The organism is Actinomycetospora lemnae, assembly GCF_028737315.1.
GTDB lineage: Bacteria > Actinomycetota > Actinomycetes > Mycobacteriales > Pseudonocardiaceae > Actinomycetospora > Actinomycetospora lemnae.
This window is the reverse complement of the sequence record NZ_JAQZAO010000016.1, coordinates 75,636-98,505: the sequence shown is the minus strand read 5'-3', so window position 1 is coordinate 98,505 and position 22,870 is coordinate 75,636. Positions and strand designations below refer to the sequence as shown.

Sequence of the window (22,870 nt, the reverse complement as noted above, 5' to 3'; positions counted from 1 at the left end):
CTCAAAGAAACCCCACGACACCACACACACGCCACCAACGACGCAAGCATGATGCCGACGAGGACAAACACACCAAACATTCAGCACACTGTTGAGTTCTCAAAGGACAACCACACACGCCTCGCCGCGACCGATTCGGCCGGGTTCTTCGCGGTGATCCCACCCTACACGATCCACCGTGGTGGACCAGCCGGTAGGGCGACCTCCTAGCTTAGTTGTCCGCAGGGCCCGGGGGCAACCCCCGTCCTTGCGATGACCAGAACTCTACACACGCCGGAAACCCGCCCTGCACCGGGGGGTCGATCTGGGCGTCGTTGCTGGTCACGCCTGGTTCCCGACCCGAGGGCCCACGAAACCCCCGGTCAGGACCCCACGAGCTCCACGCCGGCGGTGTTGCGCTTGCCCCGGCGCACGACGAGCCAGCGGCCGTGGAGCAGGTCGGCGTCCGCCGGCTCCCAGTCCTCGGTCTCGATCTTCGTGTTGTTCACGTACGCGCCACCCTCGGCGACGGTCCGCCGCGCCGCGCCCCGGCTCGCGGACAGGCCGCTGCCCACGAGCAGGTCGACGATCGTCGGCTTCTCGGAGCGGGTCGCGGTGAACGACGGGATCTCGGCGACCGCCGCGGCGAGGGTCGAGGCGTCCAGCGCGGCGAGCTCCCCCCGACCGAACAGCGCCCGGCTGGCGGCCTCGGCCCGCTCGACCTCGTCCTCGCCGTGCACGAGCGCGGTCACCGAGCGGGCCAGCGCCCGCTGCGCCTCGCGGGCCTGCGGCTTCTCCTCGGTGAGGCGCTCGAGCTCGGTGATCTCGTCGTGGGACAGCCAGGTGAACGCGCGCAGGTAGGTGCCCACCATCGCGTCCTCGGCCTGGATCCAGAACTGGTAGAAGGCGTACGGGCTGGTCAGCTCGCGGTCGAGCCAGACGGTGCCGCTCTCGGTCTTGCCGAACTTGGTGCCGTCGGCCTTGGTGATCAGCGGTGTCCCGAGCGCGTGCAGCGACCGTCCCTCGACGCGGTGGACGAGGTCGGTGCCGGCCGTGAGGTTGCCCCACTGGTCGCTGCCGCCGGTCTGCAGCGTGCAGCCGTAGCGGCGGTACAGCTCGAGGAAGTCGTAGGACTGGAGCAGCTGGTAGGAGAACTCGGCGTAGCTGATGCCCTCGTCGGACTCCATGCGCCGGCTCACGGCCTCCTTGGCGAGCATCCGCCCGACCCGGAAGTGCTTGCCGACGTCGCGCAGGAAGTCCAGCGCCGAGAGGCCCTCGGTCCAGTCCAGGTTGTTGACCAGCAGCGCGGCGTTCGGGGCCCCGGAGGAGAAGTCGAGGAACGGGCGCAGCTGCGCGCCGAGCTTGTCCACCCAGCCGGCGACCACGTCGCGGTCGTTGAGGGTGCGCTCCGACGTCGGCTTCGGGTCTCCGATGAGGCCCGTCGCCCCGCCGACCAGCGCGATCGGGCGGTGACCCGCCTGCTGGAAGCGGGCGAGCGTCAGCCACTGCAGCAGGTGCCCGATGTGCGCGCTGGGGGCGGTGGGGTCGATCCCGGAATAGAGGGTGACCATGCCCGCGTCGAGGTCCCGGCGCAGCGCGTCGAGGTCGGTGCTCTGGGCGATGAGGCCCCGCCAGGCGAGGTCGTCGAGGATGTGCGGTCCGGTCACGCGTCCAGTCTGCCGAACCCGCTCACCAGTCCGGCCCGTCGGCCCGGGCACGCCCCGCCTTGTACGGCGTCACGGCCGGCGAGCCGGCGACCCAGAAGCGCCACGGCCGCTGCTGACCGGCGGCGACGCCGACCCGGGGGCCGGTGCGGATGTCGGCGTCGGGGACCCGCGCCCCCGCGAGCAGGCGCACCGGCGACGACGGGGAGAGCACGTCGACGCCGTTGGCCTCCCGGTCGAGCCCGAGCAGGGTGCACAGCCGTGCCGGCCCCCGCGCGAGCTCGGCGTCGCGCCCGCGGGCCGTCGGTCTGCGGACGTGCGCCGCCCCGACGTCGGACAGCACCTCCCCCGCGCGCAGCAGCACGGCGCCGGCGACGCCGTCGCGCAGGCAGACGACGTTCGCGCAGAAGTGCATGCCGTAGACGAAGTACACGTACAGGTGGCCGGCCGGGCCCCACATGACGGCGTTGCGGGCCGTCTGGCCGCGGTAGCAGTGCGAGCCCGGGTCGTCGGCGCCGCGGTAGGCCTCCACCTCGACGAGCCGGACCCGGACCTCGCCCTGCGGCGTGTCGGCGGCGATCTCGCACCCGAGCAGCCGCCGCGCCGCGGGCAGGACGTCGTCGGACAGCGCCGATCGGTCGAGCAGCATCGCCGGTGATCCTCCCCCAGCGGACCGGGCGGTCAGCGCGCGAGGTAGTCGACCGCCCGCACGGGCTCGGCCTCGTCGTACCCGACGGGCAGGTGCACACGGCCGGCCGTCGTCCGGAAGTAGACCTCCCAGGCGTGGAAGGCCAGGTAGGAGCGTTCGTCGTCCTGCATGACGGTGGCGTAGGCGCGGACGGCGCGGACGTAGCGCTCGTCGTTGTTGTACCGGCGCAGCGCCCGGTCGAGCCCGTTGGCGGTGGCGCCGCCGTTGGCGCGCAGGTAGTTGGCCGCGCCCAGGATCGCGTCGTGCGGGTCGGTGACGTCGCCGCCGAGGCCGTAGCTCGCCCAGGTCGCGGGCATGAACTGCATCGGGCCGCGCGCGCCGGCCTCGGAGTGCGAGGCGATGCGGCCCATGCGGCTCTCGACGAGGTTCACCGCCGCGAGCACCGTCCACGGCACCCCGAACCGCTCCTGCGCCTCGGCGTAGTGCGCCCGCAGCTGCTCGGGCGGCAGCGGAGCGGCGATGCGCCAGGCCGGGAGCATCTCGCCGGGCCCGCGCTTCGCCATGGCGAGCAGGTCGCGCCCGGCGCCGACGATGCGGCCGGTGGCCTCGGCGGTCTCCGGGGACAGCGCAGCGAGGACGGCCGGGAACCGCTCGGGGCGGAAGGCGAGCTCCTCGTAGGCGACCTGGGCCGTGCGCCCGGCCGCCGCGACGTCCTGCGGCGACCGCGCGGGGTCGGCGACGGTGCGCCGGGCCTCCTCGAGCACGGCGGCCAGGGCCACGGGGTCGGTCGGGACGCTCGGGCCGTGGGGGCCGATGGGGCCGGACGACGTCGACGGTGGCGGCGGCGACGGGGCCGACGGGGTGGCCGGCGTGCCCGCGGCAGCGGGGGGCGCGGGGCCGTCCGCGCAGCCGGCGAGGGCGGCCAGCAGCGCGACGACCACCACCCACCACCGGCCCCCGCGCACGAGGAATCAGCCTAGATGCCGGGAGATCCGCGCGGTGATCGAAGTACCGATACGGACGTTGAGTGTCTGCAACGGGACTTCGCTGACACGAGCGTCAGCGGCGCTCGATCGGGCGGCCGGCCCAGGCGTGGGCCTCGATCGTGGCAGCGAAGACGCGGTCGAGCTGCTCGGACACCCGCTTCGGGGCCGTGCCGCCGTGGGCGTCGCGCGAGGCGATCGAGCCGGCGACGGTGAGCACCGCGCGGACGTCCGGGGTCAGGGCCGGGTCGCACGCCGCGAGCTCGTCGTCGGTGAGCTCGTCCAGCCCGACCCCGCGCGCCTCGGCCGCCCGGACGCACGCCCCGGCCGCCGCGTGGGCCCGGCGGAACGGGACGCCCTCGCGCACCAGCCACTCGGCGAGGTCGGTGGCCAGCGTGAAGCCGGCCGGGGCGAGCTCGGCGAGGCGGTCGGTGTGGAAGGTCAGCGTCTTGATCATGCCAGCCATGGCCGGGAGCACCATCGCGAGCTGGGCCGCCGAGTCGAACAGCGGCTCCTTGTCCTCCTGCAGGTCCCGGTTGTAGGCCAGCGGGAGGGCCTTGAGCGTCGTCATCAGCCCCGCGAGGTTCCCGACCAGCCGCCCGGCCTTGCCGCGGGCCAGCTCGGCGACGTCGGGGTTCTTCTTCTGCGGCATGATCGACGACCCGGTCGACCAGGCGTCCGCGAGCGTCACGTACCCGAACTCGGCGGTCGCCCAGAGGATGACCTCCTCGGCGATCCGCGAGAGGTCCACCGCGATCTGGGCCAGCACGTACGCGCCCTCGGCGGCGAGGTCGCGGGACGCCGTGCCGTCGATGGAGTTGTCGACGGCGTCGACGAACCCGAGGTCGCGCGCCACCGCCGCGGGGTCGAGGCCCAGCGACGTCCCGGCGAGCGCCCCCGACCCGTAGGGCGAGTACGCCAGCCGCCGGTCGAGGTCGCGGCAGCGGCCGACGTCGCGCAGCAGGGCCTGGGCGTGCGCCGCGAGGTGGTGGGCCAGCAGCACCGGCTGGGCGTGCTGCAGGTGCGTGCGCCCCGGCATCGCGGCCTCGGGGTGGGCGTGGGCCTGGATGAGCAGCGCGTCGACCACGCCCGCCACGCCCCGCACGACCTCGCGCAGCTCGTCGCGCAGCCACATCCGCAGCTGCGTGGCGATCTGGTCGTTGCGCGAGCGCCCGGCCCGCAGACGCCCGCCGACGTCCTCGCCGACCCGCTCGATGAGGCCGCGCTCGAGGGCGGTGTGCACGTCCTCGTCGTCCTCGGCGGGCTGGAACGCCCCGGAGTCGACGTCGTCCGCGAGCCGGCGCAGCCCGTCGAGCATGGCCTCGAGCTGCTCGTCGGTGAGCAGCCCGGCGCCGTGGAGCACGCGGGCGTGGGCCCGGGACCCGGCGATGTCGTACGGCGCGAGCACCCAGTCGAACTGCGTCGACTGCGACAGCGCCGCCATCACCGCGTCCGGGCCCGACGCGAACCGCCCGCCCCAGAGGGCAGAGCCTTCCGGCATCAGCCCTGGTCTCCCCTGCTCAGATCACGCCGTGCGGCGATCTTCGACGGCAGACCCCAGAGCTGCACGAAGCCCTTGGCCAGCGACTGGTCGAACAGGTCGCCCTCGTCGTAGGTGGCGAGGTTGAAGTCGTAGAGCGACTGGGCGCTGCGCCGGCCCGTCGGGACCGCACGCCCGCCGTGCAGCGTCATCCGGATCTCGCCGGTGACGTGCTCCTGGGTGGTGTCGACGAACGCGTCGAGGCTGCGGCGCAGCGGCGAGAACCACAGGCCGTCGTAGACCAGCTCGCCCCAGCGCTGCTCGACCTGGCGCTTGAACCGCGCCTGCTCGCGCTCGACGGTGACGTTCTCCAGCTCCTGGTGCGCGGTGATGAGCGCGATGGCGCCCGGCGCCTCGTAGACCTCGCGGCTCTTGATGCCGACCAGGCGGTCCTCGACCATGTCGAGCCGCCCGATCCCCTGCGCGCCCGCGCGCTGGTTGAGCTGCTCGATGGCCTGCAGGACGGTCACGCGGGCGCCGTCGATCGTCACCGGCACGCCGGCCTCGAAGCCGACGACGACCTCGTCGGCGTCGCGCGGCTCGGCGGGGTTCGCGGTGTAGGCGTAGACGTCCTCGATCGGTCCGTTCCAGATGTCCTCGAGGAAGCCGGTCTCGACCGCGCGGCCCCAGACGTTCTGGTCGATCGAGTACGGCGAGCGCTTGCTGACGTCGATGGGCAGCGCGCGCTCCTCGGCCCACTGGATCGCCTTCTCGCGGGTCCAGGCGAAGTCGCGGACCGGGGCGATGACGTCGAGGTCCGGGGCCAGCGCGCCGACGCCGACCTCGAAGCGGACCTGGTCGTTGCCCTTGCCGGTGCAGCCGTGGGCGACGGTCGTCGCGCCGTGGGCGCGGGCGGCCTCGGCCAGGTGCTTGACGATCAGCGGCCGCGAGAGCGCCGAGACCAGCGGGTAGCGGTCCATGTAGAGCGCGTTGGCGCGCAGCGCCGGCAGGCAGTACTCCTCGGCGAACTCGTCGCGCGCGTCCGCGACCGCGGCCTCGACCGCGCCGCAGTCCAGGGCCCGCTTGCGGATGACCTCGAGGTCCTCCCCGCCCTGGCCCACGTCGACGGCGACCGCGACGACCTCGCGGCCGGTCTCCTCGGCGATCCAGCCGATGGCGACCGAGGTGTCGAGGCCCCCGGAGTACGCCAGCACGATCCGCTCGCTCACTGCTCTCTCTCTTCCTGCTCGTGCACGTTCGCATCAAATGGTCCGGCTCCGCTGCGCTGCGCGTCCGGAGTGGAGGACGACCGCCCTGTCGTCCGGGTGCCCAGGGTCCGCAGGCGGGCTGCGAGCCCGGCCCCGTCGAGGGGCTCGCGGGCGACGACGAGCACCGTGTCGTCACCGGCGATGGTGCCGACCACCTCGGCCAGCGCCGCCCGGTCCAGCGCGCTGGCGAGGTAGTGCGCGCCCCCGGGCGGGGTGCGCAGGACCGCGAGGTTGCCGGAGTGGTCGGCGGAGACCAGCAGCTCGGCGAGCAGCCGGGACAGTCTGTCGGTGCCGCCGGTGACGCCGCGCACCGGGCTCCCGTCGTCGGGGACGACGTAGCGCCCGACACCGCCGTCGGCGCCGCGCAGCTTCACCGCGCCCAGCTCGTCGAGGTCGCGCGAGAGCGTGGCCTGCGTGACCTCCACGCCCTCCGACGCGAGCAGCGCGGCCAGCTCGGCCTGGCTGTGGACCTCGCGCTCGGTGAGGAGCGCGACCACCCGGGCCTGCCGGGACGCCCGACTGGTGACGCCTTTCGCGGTCTCGGTCACGAGTGCTCCAGCAGCCACGTCAGCACCGCCTTCTGGGCGTGCAGGCGGTTCTCCGCCTCGTCCCACACCGCCGACGCGGGGCCGTCGATGACCCCGGCGGTGATCTCCTCGCCGCGGTGGGCGGGCAGGCAGTGCAGCACGGTGACGTCGGACGCCGCCCGCGCCACCGCCTCCTCGTCGAGGCGGAAGGGCTCGAGCATCGCGCGGTCGCGGCCGTCGGACTCCTGGCCCATCGAGGTCCAGGTGTCGGTGGCCAGCACGTCCGCGCCCGCGGCGGCCGCGGCGGGGTCGTCGGTGACGACGACCGAGCCGCCGGTCTCGGCGGCCCGCGTCCGCGCGTCGGAGACGACGGCCGGGTCGGGCGTGAAGCCCGCCGGCGCCCCGACCCGCACGTGCATGCCGGCGGTCGCCCCGCCGAGCAGCAGCGAGTGGGCCATGTTGTTGGCGCCGTCACCGAGGTAGGCGAGCACCTGGCCGGCGGTGCGGCCGCGGTGCTCGACGATCGTCTGCAGGTCGGCGAGGACCTGGCAGGGGTGGAAGCCGTCGGTCAGCGCGTTGACCACCGGCACGGTCGCGTACGCGGCCATCTCCTGGATGCGTTCCTCGGCGCCCGTGCGCCAGACGATGGCGTCGACGTAGCGCGAGAGCACCCGCGCGGTGTCGGCGATCGTCTCGCCGCGGCCCAGCTGGGCGGCCTGGCCGTCGATCATCACCGGGGTGCCGCCGAGCGCGGCGATGCCGACCTCGAACGACACCCGCGTGCGGGTCGAGGCCTTGTCGAACACGACCGCCACCGCCCGCGGGCCGTCCAGCGGGCGGAAGCGGAAGGGGTCGGCCTTCATCGTGGCCGCCAGCTCGAGCACCTCGGCCTGCTCGGCCGGGGTGAGGTCGTCGTCGCGCAGGAGGTGACGGACGCGGGTCCCCGTCGTCGTCACGAGCCCGCCGCCTCCGCGGCCGCGGCGCCCTGGTCGAGCACCTCGGGCAGGGCCGCGAGGAAACCGTCGACCTGCTCGTCGGTGACCACGACCGGCGGCGCGAGCCGGACGCGCTCCGGGACGGCGTTGTTGATCAGGTAACCGGCCTCGCGGCCCGCGGCGGCGACCTGGGTCGAGACCGGCTCGACGAGCGCGATCCCGATGAGGATGCCGACGGCGTCGACGTGGTCGACCAGGCCGTGGCCCAGGCCCTCGACCCGGCCGGCGACGTCCCGGCCCAGGGCGGTGGCGCGGTCGAGGAGCCCCTCGGACGCGATCGTGTCGAGCACGGCCAGGGCGGCCGCGCAGCACACGGGGTTGCCGCCGAAGGTCGTCCCGTGCTGGCCGGGGCCGAGGAGGTCGCCGGCCGCGCCGACGCCGATGCACGCCCCGATCGGCAGCCCGCCGCCCAGGCCCTTGGCCAGGGTGACGACGTCCGGGACGACGTCGGTGCGCTGGTGGGCGAACCAGTGCCCGGTGCGCCCGACCCCGGTCTGGACCTCGTCGAGCACCAGCAGGGCGCCGCGCTGGGTGGTGATGTCGCGGGCGGCACGCAGGTAGCCGTCGGCCGGGACGATGACGCCGGCCTCGCCCTGCATCGGCTCGAGGAACACCGCGGCCGTGTCGTCGTCGACGGCCGCGCGCAGCGCCTCGACGTCGCCGTAGGGCACGAACTCCACCCCGGGCACGAGCGGCTCGAACGGCGTGCGCTTGGCCGGCTGCCCGGTCAGCGAGAGCGCGCCCATGGTCCGGCCGTGGAACGCGTTCTCCGCGGCCACGACCTTGGTGCGGCCGGTGCGCCGGGTGATCTTGAACGCGGTCTCGTTGGCCTCGGCGCCCGAGTTGCAGAACAGCACCCGCCCCGGGTGGCCGAGCAGGTCCAGCAGGCGCTCGGCGAGCTCGACGGTCAACGGGTTGATGACGAGGTTCGAGGTGTGCCCGAGCGTCGCGACCTGCCGCGAGACCGCCTCGACCACGGCCGGGTGGGCGTGACCGAGCAGGTTGACCGCGATGCCCCCGAGCAGGTCGAGGTACTCGCGCCCGTCGGCGTCCCACACGCGGGCGCCCTCGCCGCGCACCAGGCTGATCGGCGGCGTGCCGTAGTTGTCCATCAGCGAGGCGCTCCAGCGTCGGCGGAGGTCCTCACCCGAGAGGGTCTGCGTCATGGTCAGGCCTCCTTCCCGTCGGCGTCGACGGTCGAGCTCCGCTTCGCTTCGTCTGCGGGGCCGACGACCATCGTCCCGACGCCGGCACTCGTGAACACCTCGAGCAGCACCGAGTGCGCCACCCGCCCGTCGATGACGTGCGCCCGCGGCACGCCGCCCTGCACCGCCCGCAGGCAGGCCTCCATCTTCGGGATCATGCCGCTGGAGAGGGACGGCAGCAGCGCCGCGAGCTCGACGTCGTCGATCTCCGAGCGCAGGCTCGAGCGGTCCGGCCAGTCGGTGTAGAGCCCCTCGACGTCGGTGAGGACGACGAGCTTGCGCGCGCCGAGCGCCTCGGCGAGCGCGGCCGCCGCGGTGTCCGCGTTGACGTTGTGCACGACGCCGTCGACGTCGGGGGCGACGGTCGAGACGACGGGGATGCGCCCGCCGGCGACGAGGTCGAGCACGGCCGCCGGGTTGACCTCGACGACGTCGCCGACGAGGCCGACGTCGACCTGCTCGCCGTCGACCGTCGCGGTGCGGCGCGCGGCGGTGAACAGGCGCGCGTCCTCGCCGGAGAGCCCGACGGCGTAGGGACCGTGGGCGTTGATCAGCCCGACGAGCTCGCGGCCGACCTGGCCGACGAGCACCATCCGGACGACGTCCATCGTCTCGGGCGTCGTGACCCGCAGGCCGCCGCGGAACTCGCCCTCCATGCCGAGCCGGCCGAGCATGCTCGTGATCTGCGGGCCGCCGCCGTGGACGACGACCGGGCGGATGCCGGCGAGGCGCAGGAAGACCATGTCCTCGGCGAACGCGCGGCGCAGCGCGTCGTCGGTCATGGCGTTGCCGCCGTACTTGACCACGACCACCGCGCCCTGGAAGCGCTGCAGCCACGGCAGCGCCTCGGCCAGGACACCGGCCTTGGCGGCGGCCTCGTGGTAGCGGTCCGGGACGTCGGCGGGGACGGGGATGGAGGTGAGGGTGAGGTCCTCGTCGGTGTCGGTCATGTGGGAGCCAAGATCATGATGAATACGCGCTGTTCTCCTCGACGTACGCGTGCGAGAGGTCCGTCGTCAGCACCGTGGCCCGGCCCTCACCGAGGCCGAGGTCGACCTCGACGGTGACCTCGGGGCCGGAGAGGTCGGCCTTGCTGCGGTCGCCGACCGCGGTCGCGGCCTCGCAGAGCAGCACGCCGTTGACGGTGACCGCGAGGCTCTCGGGCTCGACCTTCGCCTCGCTCGCCCCCACCGCAGCGACGATCCGGCCCCAGTTCGGGTCGGAGCCGAACAGCGCGGTCTTGACGAGGCTGTCGCGGGCGATCGCGCGGGCGCCGACCAGCGCGTCGTGGTCGTCGCGGGCGCCGGTGACGGTGACCGCGATCCGCTTGGTGACGCCCTCGGCGTCGGCCTGCAGGCCCGTGGCCAGCTCCGCGCAGACCTCGGTGACGACCTCGGTGAACGCGTCGGGATCCGCCTCGACGCCCGAGGCGCCGGAGGCCAGCAGCAGCACGGTGTCGTTGGTGCTGGTGGAGCCGTCGATGTCGAGGCGGTCGAAGGTCTGCGCGGTGGCCGTGCGCAGGGCGGCGTCGGCGGTGGCGGCGTCCACGATCGCGTCGGTCGTGACCACGACCAGCATCGTCGCGAGGCTCGGGGCCATCATCCCGGCGCCCTTGGCGAAGCCGCCGACCGTCCAGCCGTGACGGCTCGCGGCGGCCTGCTTGTCGACGGTGTCGGTGGTGAGCACGGCGGTGGCGGCGCGCGTGCCGGCCTCCTCGCCGTCGGCGAGCTCCTCCGCGGCCGCGTCCACCCCGGCCAGCAGCCTGTCGATCGGCAGGCGCTCGCCGATGAGGCCGGTGGAGCAGACGGCCACCTCGATCGCGCCGCAGCCGAGGACCTCGGCGACGTGCTCGGCGGTGCGGTGGGTGTCGCCGAAGCCGTCGGGCCCCGTGCAGGCGTTGGCGCCACCGGCGTTGAGCACCACCGCGCGCAGGTCCTGCTCGCGCAGCACCTGCTGCGACCACAGCACCGGCGCGGCCTTGACCTGGTTGCGCGTGAACACCCCGGCCGCGACTTGCTGGGGCCCGTCGTTGACGACGAGGGCGAGGTCCGGCCGCTCGCCGTGCGCGCGCAGGCCGGCGCGGACCCCGGCGGCCCGGAAGCCCCGGGGGGCGGTGACGCTCACGGGTGCAGTCCCGTCGTCGGGAGACCGAGGGTCTCGTCGAGGCCGAGGGCGAGGTTGACCGACTGGAAGGCGCCGCCGGCCGTGCCCTTGGTGAGGTTGTCGATGACGGCGGTGACGACGAGACGGCCGGCGTCGGGGTCGACGGTGACCTGGACCTGCACGCTGTTCGACCCCACGACCGACTTGGTCTGCGGCTGCACGCCGGCGGGGAGCAGGTGCACGAACGGCTCGGCGTCGTAGGCCTTGGCGTAGGCCTCGCGGGCCTGGTCCTCGGTGACGCCGTCGTCGGCCAGCGGGGCGCTCGCGACGGCGAGGATGCCGCGCGGCATGGGCGCGAGGACGGGCGTGAACGACACCCGCACGGGCTGCGCGCTCACGGTGCTGAGGTTCTGGGTGATCTCCGGGGTGTGCCGGTGCCCGCCGCCGACGCCGTACGCGGTGGCCGAGCCCATGACCTCGGCGCCCAGCAGGTGCGGTTTCGCGGCCTTGCCGGCGCCGGAGGTCCCGGAGAACGCGACGATGCTGACCTCGGGCTGCACCAGGCCGGCGGCGACGGCCGGGAACGCGGCCAGCGTGCTCGCCGTCGGGTAGCAGCCGGGGACGGCGATGCGCCGGCTCCCCCGCAGCGCGTCCCGGGTCCCGGGCAGCTCGGGCAGGCCGTAGGGCCACGCCCCGGCGTGCTCGCCGCCGTACCAGCGCTGCCAGGCGGCCGGGTCGGTGAGCCGGTGGTCGGCGCCGCAGTCGACGACGAGCGCGTCCGCCGGCAGCTGCGCCGCGAGCTCGGCCGAGCGCCCGTGGGGCAGCGCGAGGAAGACGGCGTCGTGCCCCGCGAGCTGCTCGGGCGTGGTCTCGCCGATCACACGATCGCCGAGCGAGGGCAGGTGGGGCTGGTGGGCACCCAGGGCGGTGCCGGCGGACTCCCCCGCCGTCACCGCCCCGATCTCGACCTCGGGATGGCCCAGGGCGAGCCGCAGCACCTCACCCCCGACGTACCCGCTGGCTCCGGCGACCGCGACGCGCATACGCATCACTATGCACGTTCACGGAAATCCATGCAAACGAGCGGTCAGTTCTCCCGCAGCGAGTGCCGGGGCTTCCTGGTGGACGGGTAGGGCGCGCGGGGGCCGTCGTCGGACGTGGGCCGGGGCGCCGACGGGAACGACGGGTGCGGCTCCCGGAACGAGCCCGAGGGCGCCGGCTCCCCGAAGGACAGCGACGGCGCGGGCTCGCGGAAGGGCTCCGACGGCACCGGCTCGCTGAACGGTCCGCTGGACGGCTCGCCGGACGGCTCGCTGAACGGCTCGCTGGACGGCTGTGACGGGTGCGGCTCGCGGACGCTCGGGAAGCCGCCGGACTGCGTCATCGCGATCTGCAGCGCCGGGATGCCCTGCGAGTCGGTGGCACTGCCGCTCGGGACGCGGGTCCCGGACGGGGGCGTCGAGGGCGTCGAGCGGGCCGGCGGCGCGGCGGGCGCCTGCCGGACCGCGGGCCGCGGCCCGGTCGCGGTCGGGTCGGCGCCCCAGGTGGGCACGACCGGGGTCGCCCCGGTCGGGAGGTCCGCCGGCTCGACCTGCCCGGCCGGCCCGGCCGGCCCGGCGGCGGGGGCGGCGTCCGCGACCCGCGGCGCCACCGTGGGCGGGGCGTCGGTGTCCGGCACGGGGGCGGCGTCGCGGCGTCCGACGGCGACGAGGTCGCGGCCGAGGAGCCCGGAGACGAGCCAGTCGAGGGCGATGCGCACGGTCCGGTCGGCGGTCGGCATGGCCCACAGGTGGTAGGCGCGGTGCAGCACGAACGCGGGCCACCCGGTCATGCGCAGCGGGCCGATCTGGGCCGCACCGCGCCGGCGGCCCAGACCGGCCACGGCGCCGGCGTTCTGGTGGCGGTAGCCGCGCAGCAGCCGGCCGGCGAGGAAGGCATCGACGTTGCGCGCGAGCAGCCGGGCCTGGCGCACGGCATGCTGCGCGGTCGGGGCGGTGGTCACCGGCTCGCCGTCGCGCGGGGCGGGCACGGTCACGTCGGGCACCGCGGCGCAGTCGCCGGCGGTGAACACGTGGGCGCGGTCGCGGACCTGCAGCGTCGTCGCGCAGCGCACCCGGCCGCGCGGGTCGAGGGGCAGGTCGGTGCGCTCGAGCAGCGGGTTCGGCACGGAGCCGGCTGCGACGACGATCGTGTCGGTCGCGAAGGTCGGCCCGCCGGCGAGCACGACGCGCCCGCCCTCGGCCGACGTGATCTTCGCGCCGACCCGGACCTCGATGCCGCGGCGCAGCAGCTGGGCGTGCACGCGGGCGGCGAGCGCCGGGCTCACCTCGGGCATGATCCGCCCGGCCGCCTCGAGGAGCACCCACTGGATCTCCTCGGCGATGTGCCCGGGCTGGTGCTTCGCGGCGCGGCGCGTCATGTCCTCGAGCTCACCGAGCACCTCGAGGCCCGCGAACCCGCCGCCGATCACCGTGAAGGTCAGCAGGCGCCGGCGCTCGCCCGGGTCGGTCGTCGACGACGCGGCGTCGAGGCGGGACAGGACGTGCTCACGCAGCGCGAGCGCGTCGGTGACCGAACGGAACGGCAGCGCCCGCTCGTCGAGACCCGGGATCGGCAGGCGCCGGGGTGACGTGCCGGGGGCGACGACGAGGACGTCGTAGCCGATCTCGCGGGTGCCCCCGTCGGGCAGGCTCACCACGGCGCGGCGGGAGGCGTCGTCGATCGCCGCGACCGAGCCGGTGATGACGTCGCAGCGGCGCAGCACCCGGCGCAGCGGCACGGTGAGGTGGCGCGGCTCGATGGCGCCGGCGGCCGCCTCGGGCAGGAACGGCTGGTAGGTCATGTGCGCCTGCGGGTCGACGACCGTGATGCCGGCGATGGCCGTCGACGCGTCGCCGGGGCCGAGGTGCCGCCCGCCGCGGGTCCCGCCGGGCAGGCGGGCCTGCAGCGCCCGCGCCGCGACGAGACCGGCGTAGCCGCCGCCGACGACCAGCACCCGGGCGCCGTCGGCGGCCGCGGCGGCGCTGCGGACGCGGAGCCGGAGGAGGAACACCACCGCCACGGCGCACAGGAACCCGCCGAGCGCCGCGGCGCCCCAGGCGGGCAGGGCGCCGAACACCCAGAACAGCGCGACGATGATCGGCCCGATGACCAGCAGCACGCCGCGTCCGACCACGAAGTCCGCGGTGGACCAGGTGCCACCGGCCTCCTCGGCCGGTTCCGGACCGGACGGTTCCTGCGGCTCGCCGGGCGCGCTGGACATGCGTGAGGGCTCCTCGCTGTGCGGGGTCGAGGGATGCCGGCCCGGGCGAGGGGGAGCCCCCGGGTCACGACCAGGTCACGGTACGGAGGCGGACGACCCCGCGGGGCGGAGCTGAGAACCCGGCGCGCCACCGGCCGTCGATCACGCCGCACGGCGCGGTCACCGGTCGAGCGATCCCCCGAACGGGTCAGTCACCGACCGCCGGGCTCTCAGCTCGACGACGAACGGTCCTCAGGGAAGGCGGGCGTGCGCCCGGGCGACGGCGGCCTCGGTGCGGGCGTCGAGGGTCCCGAACGGCGTGACCTCCAGGCGACCGCGGGGCGCCGTCCACGTCCCCACGATCCGTCCGCGGTGGACGATCGTCGGGCGGAACACCCCGTTGCCGCCGGGCACGATCCGGTCGAGCTCGTCGGGGGCGAGGACGTGACCGCGCTCGGCGTACCCGAGCACGAACTCGTCGAAGCCCGGCAGCAGGTGGACCCCGAGCGCGGCGCGGCGGTGGGCGGCGAGGCGGTCGGGCACGGCGGGGTCGAGCAGGTGCTCGGTGCCGTCGACGTCCATCGACGCCAGGTCGGGGCGGGCGAGCCCGATGCCGGTGTCGACGTCGGCCATGGGGATGCCGGTCCAGCGGGCGAAGTCGGTGCGCGTCGCGGGGCCGTGCGAGCGGAAGTACCGCCGTGCCCACTCCCCCAGCGCCTCGTCGCGCTCGAGCACCCGCGGCGACGGGATCCACCGCGCGACGTCGACGATCACCGGCTCGCCGTCCCGGGCCGAGCTCCGCTCCGCTGCGTCTCCCTGGTCGCGCAGCGGCCCGAAGCACAGCACGCCGGTGGACGCGAGCTCGGCGAGCAGGTGGTAGCCGCGCCCCTTGACCGGGTCGAGCCCTGCGGCCTCCCACGCGGCGAAGAGCTCCGCGCGCGTGGCCGGCACGGTGGCGAGGGCGAGCTCGCGGGCCCGGTCGACGTCGGCGTCGACGAGACCCAGCTCGCCGCGCCGCCGTACCGCCTGGGCCCGCGGCCGCGGCGTGCCGAGCGGCAGCATCCAGCCCAGGTCCTCGGCCGGCACGAGGTGCAGCGTCCCGCGCATCGGCCAGCTGCGGACGACGGCGCCGGCGTCGCACGCCGCGGTCACCGCCTCCCGGGAGCGCGACGCCGTGCGCAGCGCGAGCGACGTCAGCGCGCCCGGCAGATCCTGGGCCTGGACGGCGCCGAGGTGGCGGACGACGGCGGCGACGTCATCGGTCGTGGGCGCCACCAGCCCCAGCGCCACCAGCCGCAGCAGCCCGACCTCGGAGACGCGCCGACCGCTCACGGAGCGAGATGCTGCCGGAACCACGCCACGGCGTGGGCGTCGACCTCCGCGGCGTGCGGCGTCTGCGGCGCGGGCTCGAGCCCCGGCTCCTCGGCGAGCGCGTGGCCCATCCCGTCGACCACCACGACGTCGGCGGGCCCGGCCACCGCCTCCGCGAGGTCGCGGGCGGGCTCGAGGAAGGCGCTCGGGTCGTCCTCGGACCCGACGATCAGGCGCAGCGGCGTCGTGCCCAGCTCCGCGGCGCGGGCCGGGTAGTCCATGCGCGCGGCCACGGCGTCCGACTCCGGCGACCACCGGTAGTCGACCCCGAAGAGCGTGCCGAGCACCGAGACGACCGGCCGCAGCGCCACCATCGGGCTCACCGCGACGAGCGCCGCGACGTCCGACCGGCGCGTCGCCACCTCCAGCGCGACCCCCGCACCGGCCGAGCCGCCGAACAGCCCGAGCGGGCCCGTGATGCCGTACCGCTCACGCAACGCCGTCAGCGCCGCGTCGAACTCGTCGGCGGCCTGCGCGTTCACCGGCCCGTGCACGAGCAGCACCGCGTCCTCGTAGCCGCGGCGCATGACCTCGTCCATCCCGCCCTCGGGCAGCCGCGCGCCCATCATCGGCAGGCCGAGGTAGACCTTCCAGGCGTCGAGCCCGGCCAGCGGCAGCGCGGCGGCGAACGCGGCCTCGCTGCGCGGCGCGTCCATGAGGTGCCAGCCGACGACGACCGGCGCGTCCGTTCGACCCGACGGGTCGAGCCCCGCGCCGCTGCGTCTCCCGCCGCCCTCCGGCGGCACCACCACGCAGGGCACCCCGGCTGCGGTCCCGACCTCGGCGTTCGTGGCGATCACGGCGACTCCTCCCGGAACAAGCTGTACGGTGTCCAACTTACTGGACGCTGTACAGTTCGTCCATGCCCCGCTCCCCCGGTCAGCGTGCCGGACTGACGCACGAGGCGGTCCTCGCCGCGGCGCGGGAGGTGTTCGCCGAGCGCGGACTCGCCGGGCTGTCGATGCGCGCGGTCGCCGCCGAGCTGGGCGTCGCCCCGAACGCGCTGTACAGCCACGTGGCCGACAAGACGGCGCTGGTGGACGCGCTGCTCGACGACCAGCTCGCCGCGCTCGCTCCCCCGCCTCCGGACGCCGAGCCCCGCGACGGGCTGCGCGAGGTCATGCTCGCGACCTACGACCTGCTCGGCCGCCACCCCGACCTGGTGCCGCTCTACCTCGCGCGCCAGGGCGCCCGCGGCCCGCAGGCCCGGGCGCTGGGCGCGGCGATGACCGTGCTCCTCGGCCGGCTCGGCCTCGCGGAGGCGGAGGCCGGGCGGGTCGTGCGCGCGCTCATCGTCAGCACGCTGGGCTACGCGGCGCTCGCCACCGCCGACGACGCGAACCTCCGCCCACCCCAGCTGCGTGCCGACCTCGAGGTCACGCTCGACTGGCTGCTGCGCGGCGCGACCGCCTAACGCAGCCGGGCCCCGTGGCGCTCGGCGGCGGTGGCGACCGCGGCGTCGCGGCGCGCCGAGGCCTCCTCGAGGGTCAGCGTCCGGTCGGGGGCGCGCAGGCGCAGGGCGAAGGCCAGCGAGCGCTTGCCGTCGCCGACCTGCGGGCCGGTGTAGACGTCGAACAGGCGCACGTCCTCGACGAGGTCGCCGCCGCCGTCGCGCAGCGCCGTCATCACCGACGCGGCCGGGACGTCCTCGTCGAGCACCAGCGCGACGTCGAGCAGCACCGGCGGGAAGGACGACACCTCGGGCCGGGGCCGGTCCTCGACGAGCGGCAGCCGGTCGAGCTCGAGCTCCATCGCGCAGGTGCGCGTGGGCAGGCCGAGGGCCTCGATCACCTTGGGGTGCAGCTCGCCCGCGTGCCCGACGAGGGTGTCCCCGAACGTCAGCGCCGCGCAGCGGCCCGGGTGCCACGGGGCGTGCCTGTCCGCCGTCACGGTGAGCTCCGCCCCGTAGACGCGGCCCACGATCCGCGCGGCCTCGATCGCGTCGGCCCAGTCGGCCGCCCGCCCCGGGCCCCACCAGCCGGCACGCTCCCACGCCCCGGCGAGCACGGCGCCGACCCGCAGCGGCTGGCGCGGCAGGCCCGCGAGCACCGAGGCGATCGCCGCGTCGTCCGGCCGCGCGTCCACCGGCAGCACCGGTGCCGCCGGCGGCTCGTCGGGACCGGGCCGCACCACCTGGCCGACCTGGTAGAGCGCGAGGTCGCGCAGGCCGCGCGAGACGTTGCGGACCACCGCGTCGAGCAGCCCGGGCAGCAGCGTCGTCGCCATCAGCGAGCGGTCGGCGTCGAGCGGGTTGGCCAGACGCAGGGCGTTCCGGCGGTCGTCGTCGGCGTCGAGGCCGAACGCGTCGAACACCGTCGGCGGGATGAACGGCGAGGGCAGCACCTCGTCGTACCCGGCGTCGGCGAGCGCGCGGGACACCTGGCGGCGCCGGCGCTGGGCCAGCGTGAGGCCGGTGCCCGGGTGCGCCCTGGGCAGCTCGGACGGGATGCCGGCGTAGCCCTCGAGGCGCAGGACCTCCTCGACGAGGTCGGCCGGGCGCGTCAGGTCGGGGCGCCACGTCGGGGGCACCGCACGCAGCCCGGCGCTGCCGCCGTCCCCGGGGTCGGCGCCCGCGACCTCGACCTGGCAGCCGATCTGGGTCAGCCGCCGCACCACCGCACCGCGCTCGTACCGGGTGCCGGCGACGCGGTCGGGCAGGTCGAGGGCCATGGTCACGGGCTCGGGCGTCGGCACCCCGCCCTCGTCGGTGACGCCCGGGTCGACCGTCGCACCGCCGTAGTGGGCGAGCAGCCACGCCGCGCGGTCGGTCGCGGCGCGCGCCACGCCCGGGTCGACCTCGCGCTCGAAGCGCCGGGCCGCCTCGCTGGGCAGCCGGTGGCGGCGCGCGGCCCGCGCCACCGACGGCGCGTCCCACGTCGCGGCCTCGAGCAGCACGTCGGAGGTGGTCGGCCCGACCTCGGTGCTCGCGCCGCCCATGATGCCGGCGAGGCCGATCGGGCCGGAGTCGTCGGTGACCACGACGTCGTCGGGGTCGAGCACGCGCTGGGCGTCGTCGAGCGTCGTGATCTTCTCGTCCTGCGTGGCCCGCCGGACCACGACGTCGCCGCGCACAGTCGTCGCGTCGTAGGCGTGCATCGGCTGGCCGAGCTCGAGCATGACGTAGTTGGTGACGTCGACGGCCAGCGAGATCGGGCGCACCCCGCACAGCAGCAGCCGCCGGCGCATCCACCACGGCGACGGCGCGGTCGGGTCGAGGTCGGTGACGCGGCGGGCGACGAAGCGCCGGCACTGCGAGGACGGGTCGAGGCGCACCGGCCACGCCTCGCCCTCCGGGGCGGGCAGGTCGCGGCCGACGAGCGCCGGGTCGCCGTACGCGACGTCGAGCGCGCACGCGAGCTCGCGGGCGAGGCCGCGCACCGAGAGGCAGTAGCCGCGGTCGGGCGTGACGGCGATGTCGAGCACCGCGTCGTCGAGCCCGAGCAGCACGGCAGCGTCGTCGCCCGGGTCGGCGGTGCCGGGCGGCAGCACGAGGATGCCGCTGTGGTCGTCCCCGAGGCCCAGCTCGTCGAGCGCACAGATCATGCCGTCGGAGACGTGGCCGTAGGTCGTGCGCGCGGCGATGGTGAAGTCGCCGGGCAGCACCGCACCCGGCAGCGCGACGACGACGAGGTCGCCCTCGACGAAGTTGGTCGCCCCGCAGACGATCCCGCGGGTGCCGGAGTCCTCGTCGTGCTCACCGCCGACCTCCACGGTCGAGCTCCGCCGCGCTCCGCCTCCCACGTCGACCCGGCAGTAACGGATCGGCTTCTTGAACTCGGTGAGCTCCTCGATCGCGGCGACGCGACCGACGACGAGCGGGCCGGTCGAGGCCGGGATCGGGAGCACGTCCTCGACCTCGAGCCCGACGCGGATCAGGGCCTCGCCGACGGCCTCGGCCGTGACGGACTCCGCGGGCAGGTCGACGTGCTCGAGGAGCCACGAGACGGGGACGCGCACGAACGTGCCTTTCCGGTTGCGAGCGGCGGGCGGGGCCGGGGATCAGGGTTCGACGGCGAAGGCCGAGGTGAACCGCACGTCGCCCTCGACCATGTCGCGCATGTCGGGCAGGCCGTTGCGGAACATCAGGGTGCGCTCGAGGCCCATGCCGAAGGCGAACCCGGAGTAGACGTCGGGGTCGACGCCGCACGCGCGCAGGACGTTGGGGTCGACCATGCCGCAGCCGCCCCACTCGACCCAGCCCGCGCCGCCCTTCTTCTGCGGGAACCAGACGTCGGGCTCGGCCGACGGCTCGGTGAACGGGAAGTACGAGGGCCGCAGCCGGATCGTCGACTCCTCGCCGAACATCGCCCGCGCGAACGCGTCGAGCGTGCCCTTGAGGTGGGCCATGGTCAGGCCCTTGTCGATGGCCAGGCCCTCGATCTGGTGGAAGACCGGGGTGTGCGTCGCGTCGAGCTCGTCGGTGCGGAACGTCCGCCCGGGGCAGACGACGTAGACGGGCAGGTCGCGCTCGAGCAGCGCCCGGATCTGCACCGGCGAGGTGTGGGTGCGCAACACCTGCCGGGCCGCGGCGGGCTCGACGTGGAAGGTGTCCTGCATCGTGCGCGCCGGGTGGTCGGGCAGGAAGTTCAGCGCGTCGAAGTTGAACCACTCCGACTCGACCTCGGGACCCTCGGCCACCTCGTAGCCCATCCCGACGAAGATGTCGGCGATCCGCTCCGAGAGCTGTGTGAGCGGGTGCCGGCTGCCCCGCGGGTGCCGGTCGCCGGGCAGCGTGACGTCGACGGCCTCCTCGGCGAGCACCCGCTCGTCGCGCTCCGCGGACAGCACCGCGTGGCGCTCGTCGTACGCCGTCTGGATCGCGACGCGGACCTCGTTGACCCGCTTCCCCGACTCCGAGCGCGCCTGCGGGGGCAGCGCCCCGATCTCGCGCCGCGCGGTCAGCACCGGCGAGCGGTCGCCGAGGTGCGCGGGCTTCAGCGCGGTCAGCGCGTCGAGCGTCGTGGCCCCCGCGAACGCCGCGCTCGCGTCGGCGCGGGCGGCGTCGAGGGTCTCGGGGTCGAGCGCCGCGACCTGTTTGGGGTCGTAGAGGTCGTTGGTGCCGGACATCGAGGTCGTCTCGCTCCTGGGCTTCTCGGGTGCCTGCCGATGGTATCGGAGCAGGTCGAGCGCGTTCGGCTAGTGGTGCGCGCGGGCCGAGGCGTAGAGGCACACCGCGGCGGCCGTGGCGAGGTTGAGGCTCTCGGCGCGGCCGTGGATCGGGACGCGGACGCGGTGGTCGGCGAGCCGCGTCGTGTCGTCGTCCAGACCGTGGGCCTCGCTGCCGAACAGCCACGCCGTCGGCGCGGCGAGCAGCGGGTCGGCTGAGGCGTCGAGCACCGTCTCGCCGTCGCCGGCGGCCGCGAGCAGCGTCAGCCCGCGCTCGCGCAGCGCGGCCACGACGGCGTCGACGTCGCGGGCCACCGCGAGGGGCAGGTGGAACAGGCTCCCCATCGTCGCGCGCACGCACTTGCCGTTGTGCGGGTCGACCGGCTGGTTCCTGCTGTCCCCGGCGAGGACGACGGCGTCGGCGCCGGCGGCGTCGCTGGTGCGGATGACGGTGCCGGCGTTGCCGGGGTCGGCGACGCCGGCGAGGACCGTGACGAGCCGGGGGTGCTCGCCGAGGGCGGCGTCGAGCCCGACGGTGACCGTGGAGCACACGACGGCCACGCCCTGCGGGGTCACGGTGTCGGAGAGCCCGGCGGCCGCCTTCTCGGTGACGCGGGCGACCCGGACCCCGGCGGCGATCGCCCGGTCCTCCAGCGTGGGGTCACGGTCGGCGACGGCGTCGGTGAGGAAGAGGTCGTGCACGCGGCCGGGGCCTTCTTCAGCCCACGTCAGCGCGTCGTGCACCGGACGGACGCCCTCGACGAGGAACCGCCCGGCCTCGAGACGCGACGCGCGCCGCAGCAGCTTGCGGGCTGCTGCGACGCGCGGCGTGCGTTCGGTGAGGACTGCGGTCAGGCCGCGTCCTCGTTCTTCGCGTTCTTGTCCGCCGGCACCGCGGCCTTCGCGACCTCGACCAGCGCGGTGAACGCGGCCGGGTCCGAGACGGCGATCTCGGCGAGGTTCTTGCGGTCGACCTCGACGCCCGCGAGCTTGAGGCCCTGCATGAACCGGTTGTAGGTCATGTCGTTGGCGCGCGCGGCCGCGTTGATGCGGGTGATCCACAGCTGCCGGAAGTCGCCCTTGCGCTGCTTGCGGTCGCGGTAGGCGTACGTCAGCGAGTGGAGCGTCTGCTCCTTGGCCTTGCGGTAGAGCCGGGAGCGCTGGCCGCGGTAGCCGCTGGCCATCTCCAGGGTGGTGCGACGCTTCTTCTGCGCGTTGACCGCGCGCTTCACGCGTGCCACGTGGTCCTGCCTTCGATCAGATCAGGGAGCGGAGCGGATCCGGTCCGGATGGGGTCGAACGGTGGGGAGGCTCAGGCGCGGCCGAGCAGGCGGCGCATGCGCGAGCTGTCCTGCGGCGCGACCTCGTCGTTGCCGGAGAGCGCGCGGGTCTTGTGGCTGGACTTCTTCTCCAGCAGGTGGCGCTTGCCGGCCTTCTCGCGCAGCAGCTTGCCGCTCCCGGTCACCTTGATGCGCTTCTTGGCGCCGCTGTGCGTCTTGTTCTTCGGCATGTCCTGTCCTTGCTCCTCGTGCGGACCGACGTGCTCCGCCGGGGGTGGGCGACGCCCGTCCCGCCGTCGGGTGACGACGGTACGGGCGCCCGGGGGCCCGGCCGCACCCGGAGGGTGGGTGCGGCCGGTCGTGCAGCCAGCTCGGCCGCTCAGCCCGCCGGCTCGGGGGCCGGCTCCTGCTGCGCCTCCTGCTGGGGGCGCGGGGCCTTCTGCGGCTTCTTGTTCGGCGCCAGGACCATGGTCATGTTCCGGCCGTCCTGCTTCGGCGTCGCCTCGACGTAGCCGAGCTCGCCGACGTCCTCGGCGAGGCGCTGCAGGAGGCGGAAGCCCAGCTCCGGGCGCGACTGCTCGCGACCACGGAACATGATGGTGACCTTGACCTTGTGACCCTGCCCGAGGAAGCGGGTCACGTGACCCTTCTTCGTCTCGTAGTCGTGCGGGTCGATCTTCGGCCGGAGCTTCTGCTCCTTGATCACCGTCTGCTGCTGGTTGCGCCGCGACTCGCGGGCCTTCTGCGCGCTCTCGTACTTGAACTTGCCGTAGTCCATGAGCTTGCAGACCGGCGGGCGGGCCTGGGCGGCCACCTCGACCAGGTCGAGGTCGGCCTCGCGGGCCAGGCGCAGGGCGTCCTCGATCCGGACGATCCCGACCTGCTCGCCGTTGGGGCCGACCAGTCGCACCTCGGGAACGCGGATGCGCTCGTTGATGCGGGTCTCTGTGCTGATGAGCTCTCCTCGGGTCCGTGACACAGTCTCTGCGACCCGGCTGTCGGAGCCCCGATGGACGTCG

General features: G+C 75.0%; 21 protein-coding genes. 1 reads left to right on the top strand and 20 read right to left on the bottom strand.

The window, feature by feature from the left end:
• Positions 1-362 precede the first annotated feature (362 nt).
• The 14 genes from tyrS to PGB27_RS26390 all read right to left on the bottom strand — a co-directional run bounded on the left by tyrS (position 363) and on the right by PGB27_RS26390 (position 16,265).
• Positions 363-1,646 (bottom strand): tyrosine--tRNA ligase, encoded by a 1,284-nt coding sequence (tyrS, locus tag PGB27_RS26455; protein WP_274203432.1) that lies wholly within the window; start codon positions 1,644-1,646, stop codon positions 363-365.
• A gap of 22 nt (positions 1,647-1,668) precedes the next feature.
• Positions 1,669-2,292, bottom strand: a complete 624-nt coding sequence (locus PGB27_RS26450; RefSeq protein WP_274203431.1) for a DNA-3-methyladenine glycosylase — start codon at positions 2,290-2,292, stop codon at positions 1,669-1,671.
• Between the two features lie 32 nt (positions 2,293-2,324).
• The gene (locus PGB27_RS26445) at positions 2,325-3,257 is read right to left on the bottom strand and encodes a lytic transglycosylase domain-containing protein (protein WP_274203430.1); all 933 of its coding nucleotides are present in this window, start codon (positions 3,255-3,257) and stop codon (positions 2,325-2,327) included.
• Positions 3,258-3,351: 94 nt separating this feature from the next.
• On the bottom strand, positions 3,352-4,776 hold the full coding sequence (argH, locus tag PGB27_RS26440) for an argininosuccinate lyase (RefSeq protein ID WP_274203429.1): 1,425 nt from the start codon (positions 4,774-4,776) through the stop codon (positions 3,352-3,354).
• Positions 4,776-5,984, bottom strand: coding sequence for an argininosuccinate synthase (locus PGB27_RS26435; RefSeq protein ID WP_274203428.1), 1,209 nt, complete (start codon positions 5,982-5,984; stop codon positions 4,776-4,778). The genes argH and PGB27_RS26435 overlap by 1 nt, the downstream gene beginning before the upstream one ends.
• Positions 5,981-6,571: an arginine repressor gene (locus PGB27_RS26430; protein WP_274203427.1), complete on the bottom strand. Its 591-nt coding sequence runs from the start codon at positions 6,569-6,571 to the stop codon at positions 5,981-5,983. The genes PGB27_RS26435 and PGB27_RS26430 overlap by 4 nt, the downstream gene beginning before the upstream one ends.
• Positions 6,568-7,506 (bottom strand): ornithine carbamoyltransferase, encoded by a 939-nt coding sequence (gene argF, locus PGB27_RS26425; RefSeq protein WP_274203426.1) that lies wholly within the window; start codon positions 7,504-7,506, stop codon positions 6,568-6,570. The genes PGB27_RS26430 and argF overlap by 4 nt, the downstream gene beginning before the upstream one ends.
• Positions 7,503-8,711 carry an acetylornithine transaminase gene (locus PGB27_RS26420; protein ID WP_274203425.1) on the bottom strand — a complete coding sequence of 403 codons (1,209 nt, stop codon included), beginning with the start codon at positions 8,709-8,711 and terminating at the stop codon, positions 7,503-7,505. Before PGB27_RS26420 ends, argF begins: the two co-directional genes overlap by 4 nt.
• 2 nt (positions 8,712-8,713) lie before the next feature.
• A complete protein-coding gene (gene argB, locus PGB27_RS26415) occupies positions 8,714-9,700 on the bottom strand; it encodes an acetylglutamate kinase (RefSeq protein WP_274203424.1) in 987 nt (328 codons plus the stop codon).
• 13 nt (positions 9,701-9,713) lie between these two features.
• The gene (argJ, locus tag PGB27_RS26410; protein WP_274203423.1) at positions 9,714-10,874 is read right to left on the bottom strand and encodes a bifunctional glutamate N-acetyltransferase/amino-acid acetyltransferase ArgJ; all 1,161 of its coding nucleotides are present in this window, start codon (positions 10,872-10,874) and stop codon (positions 9,714-9,716) included.
• Positions 10,871-11,902 (bottom strand): N-acetyl-gamma-glutamyl-phosphate reductase, encoded by a 1,032-nt coding sequence (argC, locus tag PGB27_RS26405; protein WP_274203422.1) that lies wholly within the window; start codon positions 11,900-11,902, stop codon positions 10,871-10,873. The genes argJ and argC overlap by 4 nt, the downstream gene beginning before the upstream one ends.
• Positions 11,903-11,940: 38 nt before the next feature.
• Complete coding sequence (locus tag PGB27_RS26400; protein ID WP_274203421.1) at positions 11,941-14,115, bottom strand: NAD(P)/FAD-dependent oxidoreductase; 2,175 nt, start codon at positions 14,113-14,115, stop codon at positions 11,941-11,943.
• A gap of 231 nt (positions 14,116-14,346) precedes the next feature.
• A complete protein-coding gene (locus PGB27_RS26395; RefSeq protein ID WP_274203420.1) occupies positions 14,347-15,426 on the bottom strand; it encodes a winged helix DNA-binding domain-containing protein in 1,080 nt (359 codons plus the stop codon).
• Positions 15,423-16,265: an alpha/beta hydrolase gene (locus PGB27_RS26390; RefSeq protein WP_274203419.1), complete on the bottom strand. Its 843-nt coding sequence runs from the start codon at positions 16,263-16,265 to the stop codon at positions 15,423-15,425. The genes PGB27_RS26395 and PGB27_RS26390 overlap by 4 nt, the downstream gene beginning before the upstream one ends.
• 62 nt (positions 16,266-16,327) lie before the next feature.
• Here PGB27_RS26390 and PGB27_RS26385 point away from each other — a divergent pair, with 62 nt between their 5' ends.
• Positions 16,328-16,879, top strand: a complete 552-nt coding sequence (locus PGB27_RS26385) for a TetR/AcrR family transcriptional regulator (RefSeq protein ID WP_274203418.1) — start codon at positions 16,328-16,330, stop codon at positions 16,877-16,879.
• On the opposite strand, the gene pheT is transcribed toward PGB27_RS26385, so the two are convergent.
• The 6 genes from pheT to infC form a co-directional block, all read right to left on the bottom strand.
• Complete coding sequence (gene pheT, locus PGB27_RS26380) at positions 16,876-19,422, bottom strand: phenylalanine--tRNA ligase subunit beta (RefSeq protein ID WP_274203417.1); 2,547 nt, start codon at positions 19,420-19,422, stop codon at positions 16,876-16,878. The two genes, PGB27_RS26385 and pheT, sit on opposite strands and share 4 nt — an antisense overlap.
• Before the next feature lie 42 nt (positions 19,423-19,464).
• Entirely contained in the window at positions 19,465-20,532 is a 1,068-nt protein-coding gene (pheS, locus tag PGB27_RS26375) for a phenylalanine--tRNA ligase subunit alpha (RefSeq protein ID WP_274203416.1), read from the bottom strand.
• 69 nt (positions 20,533-20,601) lie between these two features.
• Positions 20,602-21,426, bottom strand: coding sequence for a TrmH family RNA methyltransferase (locus PGB27_RS26370; RefSeq protein ID WP_274203439.1), 825 nt, complete (start codon positions 21,424-21,426; stop codon positions 20,602-20,604).
• Positions 21,423-21,812, bottom strand: a complete 390-nt coding sequence (gene rplT / locus PGB27_RS26365; RefSeq protein ID WP_274203415.1) for a 50S ribosomal protein L20 — start codon at positions 21,810-21,812, stop codon at positions 21,423-21,425. Before rplT ends, PGB27_RS26370 begins: the two co-directional genes overlap by 4 nt.
• Before the next feature lie 71 nt (positions 21,813-21,883).
• Positions 21,884-22,081, bottom strand: coding sequence for a 50S ribosomal protein L35 (gene rpmI, locus PGB27_RS26360; RefSeq protein ID WP_274203414.1), 198 nt, complete (start codon positions 22,079-22,081; stop codon positions 21,884-21,886).
• Positions 22,082-22,230: 149 nt separating this feature from the next.
• Positions 22,231-22,830 (bottom strand): translation initiation factor IF-3, encoded by a 600-nt coding sequence (gene infC / locus PGB27_RS26355; RefSeq protein WP_274203413.1) that lies wholly within the window; start codon positions 22,828-22,830, stop codon positions 22,231-22,233.
• Positions 22,831-22,870 lie beyond the last annotated feature (40 nt).

Excerpts from the sequence above, each read along its gene's own strand:
- pheS (WP_274203416.1), bottom strand. The coding sequence starts at position 20,532 with ATGTCCGGCACCAACGACCTCTACGACCCCAAACAGGTCGCGGCGCTC.
- PGB27_RS26400 (WP_274203421.1), bottom strand. The coding sequence starts at position 14,115 with ATGTCCAGCGCGCCCGGCGAGCCGCAGGAACCGTCCGGTCCGGAACCG.
- PGB27_RS26420 (WP_274203425.1), bottom strand. The coding sequence starts at position 8,711 with ATGACGCAGACCCTCTCGGGTGAGGACCTCCGCCGACGCTGGAGCGCC.
- PGB27_RS26385 (WP_274203418.1), top strand. The coding sequence starts at position 16,328 with ATGCCCCGCTCCCCCGGTCAGCGTGCCGGACTGACGCACGAGGCGGTC.
- argC (WP_274203422.1), bottom strand. The coding sequence starts at position 11,902 with ATGCGTATGCGCGTCGCGGTCGCCGGAGCCAGCGGGTACGTCGGGGGT.
- argB (WP_274203424.1), bottom strand. The coding sequence starts at position 9,700 with ATGACCGACACCGACGAGGACCTCACCCTCACCTCCATCCCCGTCCCC.
- argH (WP_274203429.1), bottom strand. The coding sequence starts at position 4,776 with ATGCCGGAAGGCTCTGCCCTCTGGGGCGGGCGGTTCGCGTCGGGCCCG.
- rpmI (WP_274203414.1), bottom strand. The coding sequence starts at position 22,081 with ATGCCGAAGAACAAGACGCACAGCGGCGCCAAGAAGCGCATCAAGGTG.
- PGB27_RS26450 (WP_274203431.1), bottom strand. The coding sequence starts at position 2,292 with ATGCTGCTCGACCGATCGGCGCTGTCCGACGACGTCCTGCCCGCGGCG.